This window comes from Paenibacillus sonchi, assembly GCF_016772475.1.
Classification (GTDB): Bacteria; Bacillota; Bacilli; order Paenibacillales; family Paenibacillaceae; genus Paenibacillus_AQ; species Paenibacillus_AQ sonchi.
Window position 1 is genome coordinate 5,200,403 of sequence record NZ_CP068595.1, and the last position, 14,134, is coordinate 5,214,536.

General features: G+C 51.2%; 9 protein-coding genes and 1 pseudogene. 9 read left to right on the top strand and 1 reads right to left on the bottom strand.

The genetic code is table 11. From position 1 onward, the window contains the following. Positions 1-71: 71 nt before the first annotated feature. The 3 genes from JI735_RS23210 to JI735_RS23220 all read left to right on the top strand — a co-directional run bounded on the left by JI735_RS23210 (position 72) and on the right by JI735_RS23220 (position 3,115). Complete coding sequence (locus tag JI735_RS23210; RefSeq protein ID WP_039839130.1) at positions 72-1,304, top strand: aminopeptidase; 1,233 nt, start codon at positions 72-74, stop codon at positions 1,302-1,304. A gap of 151 nt (positions 1,305-1,455) precedes the next feature. Continuing rightward, entirely contained in the window at positions 1,456-1,992 is a 537-nt protein-coding gene (locus JI735_RS23215; protein WP_039839128.1) for a sigma-70 family RNA polymerase sigma factor, read from the top strand. Continuing rightward, entirely contained in the window at positions 1,982-3,115 is a 1,134-nt protein-coding gene (locus JI735_RS23220) for a DUF4179 domain-containing protein (RefSeq protein WP_039839127.1), read from the top strand. The genes JI735_RS23215 and JI735_RS23220 overlap by 11 nt, the downstream gene beginning before the upstream one ends. Positions 3,116-3,177: 62 nt before the next feature. On the opposite strand, the gene JI735_RS23225 is transcribed toward JI735_RS23220, so the two are convergent. Continuing rightward, positions 3,178-3,732 carry a GNAT family N-acetyltransferase gene (locus JI735_RS23225; protein ID WP_039839125.1) on the bottom strand — a complete coding sequence of 185 codons (555 nt, stop codon included), beginning with the start codon at positions 3,730-3,732 and terminating at the stop codon, positions 3,178-3,180. Between the two features lie 438 nt (positions 3,733-4,170). Between JI735_RS23225 and JI735_RS23230 the strand changes: the two genes are divergently transcribed. The 6 genes and pseudogenes from JI735_RS23230 (at position 4,171) to JI735_RS23255 (ending at position 14,121) form a co-directional block, all read left to right on the top strand. Further along, positions 4,171-5,415, top strand: a complete 1,245-nt coding sequence (locus tag JI735_RS23230; RefSeq protein WP_039839123.1) for a sugar ABC transporter substrate-binding protein — start codon at positions 4,171-4,173, stop codon at positions 5,413-5,415. Positions 5,416-5,585: 170 nt separating this feature from the next. Next, complete coding sequence (locus JI735_RS23235) at positions 5,586-6,440, top strand: carbohydrate ABC transporter permease (protein WP_202677682.1); 855 nt, start codon at positions 5,586-5,588, stop codon at positions 6,438-6,440. A gap of 43 nt (positions 6,441-6,483) precedes the next feature. After that, entirely contained in the window at positions 6,484-7,308 is an 825-nt protein-coding gene (locus JI735_RS23240; RefSeq protein ID WP_039839121.1) for a carbohydrate ABC transporter permease, read from the top strand. 43 nt (positions 7,309-7,351) lie between these two features. Next, entirely contained in the window at positions 7,352-8,344 is a 993-nt protein-coding gene (locus tag JI735_RS23245; protein ID WP_039839161.1) for a LacI family DNA-binding transcriptional regulator, read from the top strand. 145 nt (positions 8,345-8,489) lie between these two features. Continuing rightward, a pseudogene (gene bglX / locus JI735_RS23250) lies at positions 8,490-10,654 on the top strand (beta-glucosidase BglX). A gap of 80 nt (positions 10,655-10,734) precedes the next feature. Continuing rightward, a complete protein-coding gene (locus JI735_RS23255; protein ID WP_039839118.1) occupies positions 10,735-14,121 on the top strand; it encodes a GH36-type glycosyl hydrolase domain-containing protein in 3,387 nt (1,128 codons plus the stop codon). The last annotated feature ends 13 nt before the right edge of the window (positions 14,122-14,134 follow it).

The window sequence follows — 14,134 nt, forward strand, 5'->3', positions numbered from 1 at the left end:
CCGACTGCTTCAGGCAACGGGGATGTTTCGCATGGGGCAACAGCAATTATAGATACGGAGGACATGAAGCGATGATGGATTTTGATGTGATGCTTGAGAAATATGCGGACCTGGTTGTCCGGGTCGGAGTGAATGTGCAGCCGGGCCAAGTGCTGATGATTCATTCGCCGCTGGAGACGGCAGAGCTTACCCGCCTGATTGTGGGCAAAGCCTATGAAGCAGGAGCCAAATATGTGCTTGTAGATTGGGACGACGAAAAAGTCACAAGAATTCGGTATGAGAAGGCGGCGGACGATTCTTTTGGATATTACCCGCAGTGGCAGGCCGATATGCTGGAGGGCTTCGCCGAAGAGGGCGGGGCTATTTTACATATTAAGGTGCCAGATCCGGAACTGTTCCGGGGCATTGATTCCTCCAAGGTGTCCACTGCAGTAAAAGCTGCAGCCGTTGCCCGCAAGAAGTACCAGAACTACACCCGCAATAACAAAATCAGCTGGTCGCTGATCAAGGCGCCGACAAAAGCCTGGGCGGATAAGGTGTATGCCGGTCTTCCGGAGGAGGAGCGGGTAGCCGCGATGTGGGAAGCTGTATTCCAGATGAACCGTGTAGGCAGCGGGGACCCTGTAGCCGCCTGGCGCGAACATATTGCCGACCTTAAGAAATCCCAAGACCGGATGAATGCCAAACGCTATAAAAGTCTGCACTACCGCGCTCCGGGAACAGATCTGCATGTGGAGCTTCCGGAAGGGCATCTCTGGCGCGGAGGCGGCGGCGAGAATGCAAGCGGAGTGTATTTTGTAGCCAACATGCCGACCGAAGAAATCTATACGATGCCGCACCGCAAGGGAGTTAATGGCACCGTCAGCAGTACACTTCCGCTTAATTTGAACGGACGGCTGGTGGATGGCATTACAATTACTTTTACTGATGGCAAGGTCACGGCTTATGATGCTGAATCCGGGCGCGAGCACCTGACTTCGCTGCTGGAAACGGATGAAGGAGCTTCTTATCTGGGTGAAGTGGCGCTGGTGCCGCATGATTCTCCTATTTCACGTCTGAATACAGTTTTTTATAACACCGGAATCGACGAAAATGCTTCATGCCACTTTGCGCTCGGCAGCGCATATCCTTCAAACATCGAAGGCGGAACCTCACTCAGCAGCGAAGAGCTGCTGGAACGGGGAGCCAATGTAAGCCTAACGCATGTTGACTTTATGGTCGGTTCCGCTGAGCTCGATATCGACGGCGAATTGGCCGATGGCACGATCGAGCCGGTCTTCCGCAAAGGGAACTGGGTGCTGTAGAGTACATGTAATATTTTTAGTGCGGGGCCAAGGCTGCAAACTCACCTGAGGGTGGGCTTTGCAGCTTTTTTTACGGAAAATTTAATTTGCCAAAACGGTTTGGCCCGGTTCCCCGTCTTAAATATATACAGAGAAGCAAGGAGGGGAATGAATGATCAGTCCCAACGCTGAAATGAAAAAGCTCACGGGCGCTGTACTGCGGGAGGATAACGCCTTTTATGATGCGGTAATGGAGCACAGCGATCAGTTGTACCGCATCGCCTACAGTTATTTGCGGAACCGGAGTGATGCGCTGGAGGCGGTGCAGGAGGCAACCTGCCGGGCCTGGATCAAACGGGCTACGCTGAAGGACCCGCAGGCGTTCAAACCGTGGATAATCCGGATTCTGATCTATGTCTGCATCGACGAGCAAAGAAGGCGGAGAAGATCTGTCCCGACACCCGAAGCAGCAATGCGGGAACCCGTCATGCAGGACAGCAGCAGCAAGCTGGAAATGCTGTGGGCTGTGGAGCAGGTGAAGCCGAAATACCGTCATGTGCTGCTGCTGAAGTACTACAACGATATGACCCTGACAGAAATCGCAGACTTGCTCGGAAAGCCGGAAGGAACAATCAAAACCTGGCAGCATAAAGGACTGAAGCAGCTTAGAACGATTATGAAGAACCGGGGTGAATGGAATGACCAGTAGCAGCGAAGAGCAAGCTTTGCTGGCCGATGCCGTGTATATGCAGGGAGAGCCGGATAAGGATGTTGGTAGTGCCGCCTTAAGATCGGCAATCCAGGCGGGGATGGAGCGGGGGCAGCAGAGAATGAAAAACCGTGTATTCTCCAGAGGTATGGGATTCAGTGTCATTGCAGCCGTGGTTGCCGCAGCCGTACTTTTTATCCTTCCTTATTTACATTCTCCGCAGCCTGTCAGCACCCGCCAGTCAGTGGACTGGGGTGAGCTTGAAGTGTTCAAAGAGAACGCCATATCCAGTCTGGACCAGCCTACGCTGGATTCGGCAATTCAAAACAAGTACATTCAGATGGTGAATCAAAAAGCAGAAGCTGAAGGATATTCGGTTACATTAAATGCCATTACGGCAGACGAAAATAAGATCATGTACTTATACACGGCAGCTACCGATGACAAGCAGGAGATTTACAGCATTAACAGTGCAAAGCTGAAAGACAGTGCCACGGACCGTTATCTGAACACAACAGGGCAGGTAGGCGGTAATGTGACGATCCCGGAACCGGAGAAAAACCATGTATTTTACGGGCGCGGCGTTGTGGAGCTGGATCGTACGGAACCTTTTCCGCAGCAGCTGGAGGCAGAATTCAGAATCGCTTCAGTGAATCCCGGCAAGCTGGCCGACCGGAGAACGGGGACAATCATGGCAGACATGCATTATTCTCCGGTTTTGAAGGTCCGTTTTGCGCTTGATCCCAAATTTCAGGAATACAAGACCCGGATCGTGAAGCCCAACCTGCCGTTCACCTTGAACGGGCATGATGTGGTGCTCAGTCAGGTGGAAATGTCTCCGCTCCTTATACGGGCAAGAGTAACCTTGAAGAATCCGGCAGAGAACGGTTGGGAAACGAGGGAGGGCATCCTTGAGAATACTCTTTTTCAGGGAATAACATCGAAGGTTCAGGGGGAGTCCGTACAGCTTAGTCCGGTTTCAGGCAATGGTACGGAGGACGGTTTTGAATATTCGTTCGCCAGCAATTGGCTGAATGACCCGGAGTCGCTTGAGCTGAAGATCAAAGAGCGCAATTCCTTTGACAAACCGGATATTCAGCTTAAAATTTACAATAAAAAGTAAGGGCTGCGGGCAGCCGCTCGTTCCAGCCCAGGTTAATGTTCTGCCGCCAGAAATGGCGGCTATTATTTTATTTTCGCATTGTTAAACCGGAACGAAAGCTTATATCCATCGAAGGTATCACCGGCTTTTTCCTCATAAATTCCGTTTGTATAACCAGAAACGGTTTTGCGCCAGAATTTCTGGCCGATAACATTTTTGGCTGCGGGATTGGTGAACAGCTCCCAGACGCCTGCAAAACGCCTGAAGACCTGGAGTGCGGCCTGCTGCGCATAACCTTGGCCTCTGTAAGGCCGCAGCACAAAGAAATCATTCATAAAATAATCAACTCCCTTGGCGCAGTGGGGCGGTGTAGCCACCAGGGCGAAGCCCGCAGGAAGACCGTCAGCCCGGATCAGAAACGGATATAGGCAGCCCGGCTTCTCCCACCATATGTTCTGTACATCATATTGTTCAGCCAGCGTCCGCACCTCAGGGCTGTCCTCAAAAATGCCATGCCCATTAAGAACAGGCCCGTCAGTAAGCCCGTAATGCCCGGACAAATCATGCAGGTATAACGGATACATATTCTTGATGATATACGCTTCTTCCAGTGTGGTAAGGGCTGTTTCGATGTTCATCTCATTCCAACTTTCTTTTTATGTCTGAAATATATATTTCAACTTTATAGCTGCATGTATTGCTGCAGAATAGAGAATTCCAGTATAAAAAGAGTTTGGTCTATCGTTGATAACATGTGTCCACAAAAAAATTTTTTGGCGGCCTACTTGAAATCGCTAACAACAAGTCATATAATAGGGCTATCGAAACGATTCGATAACAGATTTCACGAACAACCGATTATTTTTAGAAAAGTTATTCCTTTTCGAGGAAAATTGTAGAAAAAGTGGTTTCAGGTCTCCTAATCTGGGTAATTTAAGACTGTGGGCTCTGTATTCCATCCTTAATTTCACAGCTGAACTCGAATTTTTTTTCGAAATTAATCGAAACGTTTCGATGTAAGGGCTTAATTCATAGTTTTTGAAATTACGCACACACTAAAACAGGGGTGAAAGAGAATGAAGAAAAAAACAGGTTTAGTGATTACTTCAGCATTATTGGGATTCTCGTTGGTTGCAGCAGGTTGCGGGAGCTCCAATAATGAATCCGCATCAAGCGACAGCAAAACATTGAAGGTGTGGTTCATGGGTACTGCCGACACCGTGACACCAATTGCCAAGATGTATGAAGAAAAGAATCCCGGCATCAAAGTGGAAGTACAAGCTATCCCTTGGGATAATGCACATGACAAACTGCTGACCGCCGTAGCTTCCAAGAACGGTCCGGACGTAGTTCAAATGGGCACAACCTGGATTCCTGAATTTGCAGCTGCCGGTGCGCTGAAGGATATGGCACCTTATATCGAAAAATACCCAAGCATGAAAGCGGAAAACTTCTTCGACGGAGCTGTTCAAACGACCAAATATCAAGACAAGACAGTAGCTATTCCTTTCTATGTTGAAACCCGGGCAATGTTCTACCGCACGGACCTGCTGGGTGAGGTTGGCTATCCTGAAGGTCCCAAGACTTGGGATGAACTGAAGGATGCGAGCAAGAAGCTGGTAGCCAAAGGCGGAGCCGGACATTATGCACTTCCAATCGAAGCGAAGGATTCGATCTATACCGCAATCTTTGCCTGGCAGAACGGAAGCGAGCTGATTGACAGCAACCGTAAGCCGCAGTTCAATCAGCCGGCATATGTGGAAACTATTAATTTTCTGAAGAGCTTCTATGATGAAGGCCTGTCCCCTAAAGGCACTGATCTGGATACCGTTGCCGCATTTAAGGATGGCACCATGGGAATGTTCATCAGCGGTCCTTGGATGATTCAGACCGTGAAAGAAAAAGCGCCGGAGATTGACGGCAAGTGGGCTGTAACCACATTGCCTGCGAAGAAAACCAACACCTCCTCTATTGGCGGTGCGGACCTGTCCATCTTCAACTACAGCAAGAATCCGGATGAAGCCGCGAAGTTCATTGCCTTCATGGCTGAACAGGATGCACAGCTGAAATTCTATGAAACCTCCAACTCCATGCCTGCACTTAAGGCTGCTTGGGAGAATGATGCTCTGAAGGACCCGATGATCCAAGCCTTCGGCAAACAGCTTGAGAACAGCCGTCCTGCTCCAATGGTCACCGAATATGAAGAAATTGCAAAAGCGGCTATGGCCTCTTTCGAACAGATTACGGTGGGCGGTGCGGATACGCAAACCGAACTCGACAAGTTGAACGCCAAAGCTAATGAACTGCTCGGCAACAAGTAAGTGACCGTACAGCATTAACCTTGCCAGACATACTGCCGGAATCTCCCGATAAGAGGTCCCGGCAGTGTGTGCGTTCATTCTTATCCAGCGAAGAAGTGCAAGAAAGCGAAGGGATGTGAGCAATTGTGAGTTCATTTGTGAAGCAGTGGCATAAAAATAAATACCCGTATATGTTTATCGCACCTGCCGTAATCCTGCTGACCTTATTTTCCATTATTCCAATTATTATCGCGCTGTTCATCAGCTTTACCGATATGGATTTGGTCGGGCTTGCGGATTATTCGAGTATCAGCGGTGCGGGTTTTGCGAATTATATCAATATTTTCAAAGACCCGGTCTTCTTGAAGTCTATGTACAACACGATGATTTATGTAGTGATCGGGGTACCGCTCGTGGTGGCCGCCTCCATGGGAGTCGCCCTGCTGCTCAATTACGGAACGGGCTGGCTGTTCAAAAGCTTCCGTGTCATCTACTATATGCCGTCCATCACCAACATTGTGGCCGTGGCGGTAGTATGGGGATACTTGTATAACGGCAGCTATGGTCTTTTCAACTATATTCTGTCTATATTTGGACTTCCGGCGCAGCAATGGCTCCAGGACCCGACACTGGCGAAATTATCGCTGATCCTGCTGGCGTTCTGGAAATCCATCGGGCTTAATATGATTATTTTTCTGGCGGCACTGCAGGGCATTCCCCGCTCTTATTATGAAGCGGCTGAGATTGACGGGGCGACCGGCTGGAAGAAGCTGCGCTTCATCACGGTTCCTTTGCTGGGATTTGCTACTTTCTTTGTGACCATTACGACTTTGATTGGCTGGATTCAGTTCTTCGAAGAACCGCTGGTAATGACCAAGGGCGGACCGCTCAATGCAACGATGTCGATGGCACTCTTCATTTACAACAACGGCTTCCAGCTCAGCAAGTTTGGTTATGCGGCTGCCGGCTCGTTTGTGCTGTTCATCATCATCATTATTGTGACGCTCATTCAATTCGCGGTCAAAAAGAAAGAAGTGGAATATTAAGCATCAGCTTGCGGGCTGCCAGCTTAAGAAGGAGGGAACAGGCATGGCATTAAGAATGAAACATATCGAAAAGGGCCTGATGATCGCGCTGCTCATTATCGGAGGTCTGCTGATGATGGTGCCGTTCATCTGGATGATCGGCTCGTCCTTTAAACCTGAGAATGAATTTACTGTAATTCCGCCAACACTTTTTCCGAGCCACCCGACATTCTCCAACTACCGGGATTTGTTCGTGAAAATGGACTTTGTGATCTATTTGAAAAATACACTGATTATCGTGCTCTGCTCCTTTGTGGGGCTGTTTCTGAACGCGATGGCCGGTTATGCTTTTGCTAAATTTGATTTTCCCGGTAAAAACAAGTTTTTCTATATTATTCTGGCGACGATGATGATCCCTGGACAGGTGACGATGATTCCAACCTATCTGATCATTAACCAGCTGCATTTGGTGAATACGATGGCGGGGATTGTATTGCCTGGTCTGGTGGGGGCGTTCGCAATTTTCCTGTTCCGGCAGTTCATGACGACGATTCCTATCGATTTATTGGAGGCGGCAAGATTGGACGGGGCGGGCGAGCTGCGGATTTTCTTCCAGCTGATGGTGCCGATCGTGAAGCCGGTTTTTGCCGTACAGGGTATCCTTACCTTTATTGGGGCGTGGAACAGCTTCCTCTGGCCGTTGATTATTGCCAATGATGAGAGACTGTATACCTTATCCGTAGGGCTGTCGCTGCTCAAAGGCCAATACGGAACCGAGTTCGGACTGCAGATGGCCGGAGCCGCGTTCATGGTCGTGCCGATTATTATTATATTTATCTTCTTCCAAAAGCATATCATAGAAGGATATACCATCTCCGGCATAAAATAATATAGAGAAGCATATTTGCATGTCTCGGGAAGGATTGAATGAAATGGCAACGATCAAGGATGTGGCCAAGCTGGCAGGGGTAGCTTTGTCAACCGCATCATACGCAATGAGCGGCGACAGCAAGGTGAGCGCCAAGACCAGAGAAAAAGTGCTTGAGGCCGCAAGGCAGCTGAATTATCAGAAAAATGGTTTTGCCATGGATTTGAAAAGAAGCCGCACGAACACGATTGCCCTCATATTGACGGATTTATCCGGGCCGTATTATTCAGAACTTATCCGCAGCATTCAGGATGTGGCTTTATCCAATTCCTATGATCTTATAGCCTGCAGCTCTATGGGCGGGAAAGACTCTACGGCAGTAAGGTTTCTTCTGGAAAAAAGAGTGGATGGAGCTATAGTGCTGGCTCATAATATTACCGATGAAATTCTTCAGGCTGCCGGAAGCTCAAGGTTTCCGATTGTGGTGATGGACAGGCTGATTGCCGGTGAAGGACTGATCAATGTTGTGGTCGACGGAGAGCTGGGAGGCTATAGTGCTACCCGTTATCTGATCGATAAAGGTCATCAGCATATCGCCTACATCAGCGGCCCGGCCAATTCCTATGACAATGCGCTGCGGTATAAGGGGTTTGTACGTGCGATGCGCGAAGCCGGGCTTGAGGAGAAAGCCAAGTGGAAGCTGAACGGCGGATTTATCCGTGAAGGCGGATATAAGTCCACTAAGATGATGCTGATGCAGGGGGAACTGCCGTCAGCCATCTTTTACGCGAATGATGAAATGGCAGTGGGAGGAATGAAAGCTCTGGAGGAAGGCGGAATTTCCGTGCCGGAGGATATTTCGGTGATCGGTTTTGACGATATCCAGTTGGCTGAATACATCCAGCCCCCGCTGACCACCATCCGTCAGCCGATGTACGAATCCGGTTCTCTGGCCAGCCATCTGCTGTTTCAAATGCTGAACGGAGATACCGTGAACGATTTCTATAAGCTTAAGATTGAACTGGTGGAACGCCAATCCGTCCTGCCTCAGAAGTAATATTTCCAGGTTTCCCGCTAAAAGCGGCGGGTTATCGAAACAAAGCGAAACGTTTATGATTTATTTCGATGATATAAGATATAACGCCATATTATAAAAGAGATAGAGAAAGAGAAACGTTTCGTTTCATTGGAGGGGGAAACCCATGACTGAACATCTGTACCATAAATATGTGAAACATATGACCCTTGAAGAGAAAATTGCCCAGCTGCTGCAGCTGGCTGCCCCTTTTTATGATGAACCGGGGGATGAATCGGAGATTACGGGACCCATGGAAGAGCTGGGCATCAAGTATGACACCAAACGTGCAGTTGGCTCTGTACTGGGTATCGCAGGCGCCAGGAAAATGATGGCTGTGCAGAAAGAACACCTGGCCGGCAGCAGACTCGGTATTCCGCTGCTGTTCATGGCCGATATTGTGCACGGCTTCAAAACGATTTTTCCGATTCCGCTGGCGATTGGCTGCTCATGGGATCCTGAGCTCGCAGAACAAAGCGCCGGGATTGCAGCGCGTGAGTCAGCGGTATCCGGGCTTCATGTGACCTTTGCCCCGATGGTTGATCTGGTCCGCGATGCCCGCTGGGGCCGTGTGATGGAATCCACGGGAGAAGATCCCTATTTGAATGCTGTGTTTGCGAAGGCGTTTGTCCAAGGGTTTCAGGGGATAATCTTAAGGATGATGTATCCCGTGTAGCGGCCTGTGTGAAGCACTTTGCGGCGTATGGACTGGTCGAAGGCGGCCGTGAGTACAATACGGTTGATCTCTCGGAGCGCCAGCTGCGGGAATATTATTTGCCCGCATACAAGGCAGCGGTCGACGCAGGCGTTGAAATGGTAATGACCTCCTTTAATACCGTGAATGGCATTCCGGCTACCGGCAACCGCAGCCTAATGCGCGGCTTGCTGCGTGATGAATGGGGCTTCGACGGTGTCGTGATCTCCGACTGGGCAGCGATCAAGGAGATCATTGCCCATGGTGCAGCAGAAGATGAAAAAGAAGCTGCCTTCAAAGCAATATCCAGCGGTGTCGACATTGATATGATGACCACCAGCTATGTGAACCATTTGCCTGAGCTTGTGGCGGAGGGGCTGGTGGATGAAGCGCTGATCGATGAAGCTGTGCTGCGGATTCTGGCGTTGAAAGAAAAGCTGGGCTTGTTCGAGAATCCGATGCGCGGAGCAGACCCTGAGCTGGAGCAGCAAATTGTGTACAGCCAAGAACACCGGAAAGTCTCTCAGAGACTGGCTGAGAAATCAAGCGTACTGCTCAAGAATGACGGAGTTCTGCCGCTTCAGGCCGGGCAGCGGGTAGCATTGATTGGCCCGTTCGCTGCCAGCGGCGATATTCTCGGCTGGTGGTCCTGGCAGGGTTCCCAAGAAACTGCGGTGCAGCTTGGCGAATCCATGCAAAAGGTCAGCGGTGATCCCGGCCATGTGGTGATTTCTGAAGGCTGCAGCATTGACACGATTACTGAAGCAGGACTGGCAGAGGCAGTTAAGGCTGCTGCGGCTGCTGAGATCATTGTGCTGGCGCTGGGTGAATCATCCGAAATGAGCGGAGAAGGCGGCAGCCGCAGTGATATCCGGCTGCCGGAAGCGCAGCTTGAGCTGGTCCGTGAGATGAAGAAGCTTGGTAAGCCCGTTGTGGCCGTTCTGTTCAACGGGCGTCCGCTGGATCTGCACGGCGTGTATGATGCGGCGGACGCGGTGCTGGAGGCCTGGTTCCCGGGAAGTGAAGGCGGGGCGGCGCTGGCGGATATTTTATATGGCAAGGTGAATCCATCCGGACGTCTGTCTATGTCTTTCCCGTATTCGGCAGGTCAGATTCCTGTGTACTACAATGCTTACAATACGGGCCGGCCGAAACCTGTTGAACACACGGACAACCGATATATTTCACAATATATCGATATTCCTAACGAACCGCTGCTGCCCTTCGGTTTTGGCTTAAGCTATACATCCTTTGCCTTTGAAGGCTTCTCACTGTCTTCAGACCTTATGTCCGCGGACCGTCCGCTTGAAGCGAGAGTAACCGTAACGAATACCGGAAGCATGGCGGGAACCGAGACTGTACAGCTATACATCCGCGATACGTCCGGCGAGACCGTACGCCCGGTCAAGGAGCTTAAGGACTTCAGACAGGTGCAGCTGCATCCTGGAGAGAGCAGGGAGGTTGTCTTCCAAATTGAAGAGTCCCAGCTCCGCTATCACCACAGTGATCTGACATTCAGCAGTGATCCCGGTATGTTCACCGTATATGTCGGTGCCAATAGCCGTGACACCCAGTCAGCCACGTTCCGCTTAGCATAATAACCGTGACCTAGATAAGACTGTGAACTTCAAATATAACAGCGGACTATTACCGCAGCAGATAAGGAAGTGAATAGAAATTGACAACTGCACCAAGTACCAAGCTGTCGATTCAAAAGGGAGATTTAACTTTTACATTTTTGGAGAGCGGTGACCTGTACCAGGCTTTCGGCGGCAAAATGATGATCAACCAGCTGTTGTCCAGCAGCGTGGACGGAGCACCGGGCAATCTATATGCAAGGCTTCATCTGTCCGGTGGAATCCAGGCGTTTCCGCTGCTCGGCGTGAAATCTGCCAGCAGGTTCCGCCAGGACGGCGAACGCCTGCTGTGGCAGGGGGAGATCGCAGCGGATCAGGCTGGTACAGGCCTGGACAACGCGATCCGTTATCAGGTTGTTTTTTCGATGGCGGATAACGGGGTATGGTTCTGGGATGTCACCATCGACGGGGCCGGAGTGCCTCTGGATGTGATCTATACCCAGGATGTAGGGATAGCATCCCCCGGCGCTGTTACCAGCAATGAGGCTTATCTGTCCCAATATATTGACCATAGCGTTTTTGAAGATACAACAAAAGGCTATGTGGTATGCTCCCGCCAGAACCAGCCGCAGGACGGGAAGTTTCCGTATCTTCAGCAGGGACTGCTGAACGGCGCTGCGGGTTTTTCCACCGATGGCTTCCAGTTTTTCGGCTTGTCCTACAAAGCGACCAATGAGCCGGAGGCTTTGTCCCGGGCCAAGCTTGCAAATGAAGTGTACCAGTATGAATTTGCCTTCACCGCGCTGCAGTCTCCGCAGGTCCAGCTGGACGGGCAGGCCCGGTTCACATTCTACGGACTGTTCCGGGAGGATCACCCGGCTGCAATTACGGAATTGGAGTATAAAGCGTCTGTGCAGGAGGCTTGGCAGCAAGTCCAGTCTTTCGGCAGCATCTCTGCTGAGGGGGAATGGCTGAACCGTGTATCCGTAAATTCCCGGATCGGTGCTCCGCTGCAGACCCTGCCTCTGACCGATGCCGAGCTGGATGCACTGTTCCCGCACAAGTTCCAGGAGGAACGGGCAGGCGGCAAGCTTCTGGCCTTCTTCACCGAAGGCTATGAGCATGTGGTGCTCAAAGATAAAGAGCTGCTTGTGGAGCGTCCGCACGGCCATATTCTGATGAGCGGGGATAATGCCCGTTTGAACCCCGAAGTTATTACGACAACCTCTTATATGTATGGTATCTTCAATTCACAAGTGGTTATCGGCAATACCAACTTCAATAAAATGATGTCCAATGCCCGCAGTGCATTGAATATCTTCAAAACTTCGGGACAGCGCATTTATGTATATACAGATGATCAATATCATCTGCTGACCATGCCTTCCCTGTACGAGATCGGCTTCAATTATGTACGCTGGTATTACAAAACGGCCTCGGACACCCTGGTAATTACCAATTACACTACCATGGATGAGCCGGAGATCAGACTGCATGTCCGTTCTGCCGGCGGCATCGCTTACCGCTTCCTGATCACTAATCAGATTACCATGAATGTAGCGGAATATGAGGTTCCCTATGAAGCAGTTCAGGATGCAGCGGAGGGAACACTGACCTTCCGTGCGGCGAAGTCGGGAACAAGTGCGGAAGTCTACCCTGAACTGGCCTACCGGATGCAACTGAACGGTGCAGTTTACCGGCTGGGAGATGAGTCCTTCCTGGTGGATGGTCCCGCTCAGGGCAGCGCATCGCTCGTGGTTATGGAGCTGGAGGCGAGCAAGGAATGGACTCTGACTCTGCAGGGGCTGCTGGAGGGCAAAGAACGTCCGCTTAATCCGGTTTCTTTTGAAACAGAGGTTACGCGGTACCGTGAATTTTTTGCCGGAGTGATGAATGGCTTCAAGCTGACGCAGCCCGGCGGGGGAGAAGGCGAGCTCTTCAAGGTGAACGCGCTGGCCTGGTGGTATACCCACAACATGCTAGTTCACTATTCAGTGCCTCATGGTCTGGAACAGTACGGCGGTGCGGCATGGGGAACCCGTGATGTCTGCCAGGGTCCTGTGGAATACTTCCTGGCCACCCACAAATATGAGCAGGTGCGGGAAATCCTGCTGACGGTATTTGCCCATCAGTATGAGGATGACGGCAGCTGGCCGCAATGGTTTATGTTCGACAAGTATACGCACATCCAACAGGAGGAGAGCCACGGGGATATCATCGTTTGGCCGCTGAAAGTGCTGGGCGACTATCTGCGGGCGACTCAAGATTACGCTGTTCTGGATGTGCAGCTTCCGTATACGCGCAAGCACAGTTTCGATTTTACGGAACAAACCGCTTCGCTGCGTGAACATGCGCTCAAGGAACTGAATTATATCAAAACTAACTTCCTGCATGATACCTATCTGTCTTCCTACGGCGACGGGGACTGGGACGATACGCTGCAGCCGGCCAATGCCCAGCTTAAGCAGTACATGGTCAGCAGCTGGACAGTTGCCTTGACGTATCAGACTGTGCTGGGGCTGTCAAATGTTCTGGAGAATGTAGACGCCGCATGGTCTGGAGAGCTGCGTCAGCTGGCGGAAGGAATCAAGGGAGACTTCAACCGCTATATGCTGGGTACGGATGTGATTCCCGGCTTCCTGTATTTCGAAGATCCGGCTGCTGCCAAGCTGCTGCTGCATCCTGAAGATAAGGAGACCGGCATCCAGTACCGCCTGCTGCCGATGACCCGCAGCATGATTGGCGAGCTGCTGACTCCGGAGCAGATGGAAGAGCACTACAAGCTGATCCAGGAGCAGTTCCTCTGTCCGGACGGTGTGCGTCTGATGAATCACCCGGCACAGTATGCCGGAGGTGTCAGCCTGCACTTCAAACGTGCGGAACAGGCGGCGAATTTTGGCCGTGAGATTGGCCTGCAATATGTGCATGCCCATATCCGCTTTGTAGAAGCGATGGCCAAGACCGGCAAACGGGATCAGGTATGGAAAGGGTTGGCCGTCATTAACCCGATCGGCATCCGTGATGCGGTACCAAATGCGGAACTGCGGCAGAGCAATGCTTATTTCAGCAGCTCGGACGGTAAATTCGCCAACCGGTATGAGGCGCAGGAGCGCTTTGCCGGGCTGCGTGACGGTTCCGTTCCGGTCAAAGGCGGCTGGAGAATATATTCCAGCGGTCCGGGGATCTACATGAACCAGCTGATCTCGAATGTGCTGGGCATCCGCGAGGACGGCGGGGATCTGATTATTGATCCGGTATTGCCGGACGAACTGGACGGTACCCGTCTGGACTTCGATTACGCCGGTGCGCCTGCGGCGTTTGTCTACCATTGCTCCCAAGGCGTCCTTAGCCACGTCAAGGTGAACGGCCAGGAGGTTCAGGCAGAACGGCTGAACAATCCATACCGCTTGGGCGGACTGCGGATCAAGCGGGCCGAATTTGACCGGCTGCGCAGCGCAGAGGGCACGGTTGTAGACATTTATATGTAAGCTTAGATAAACC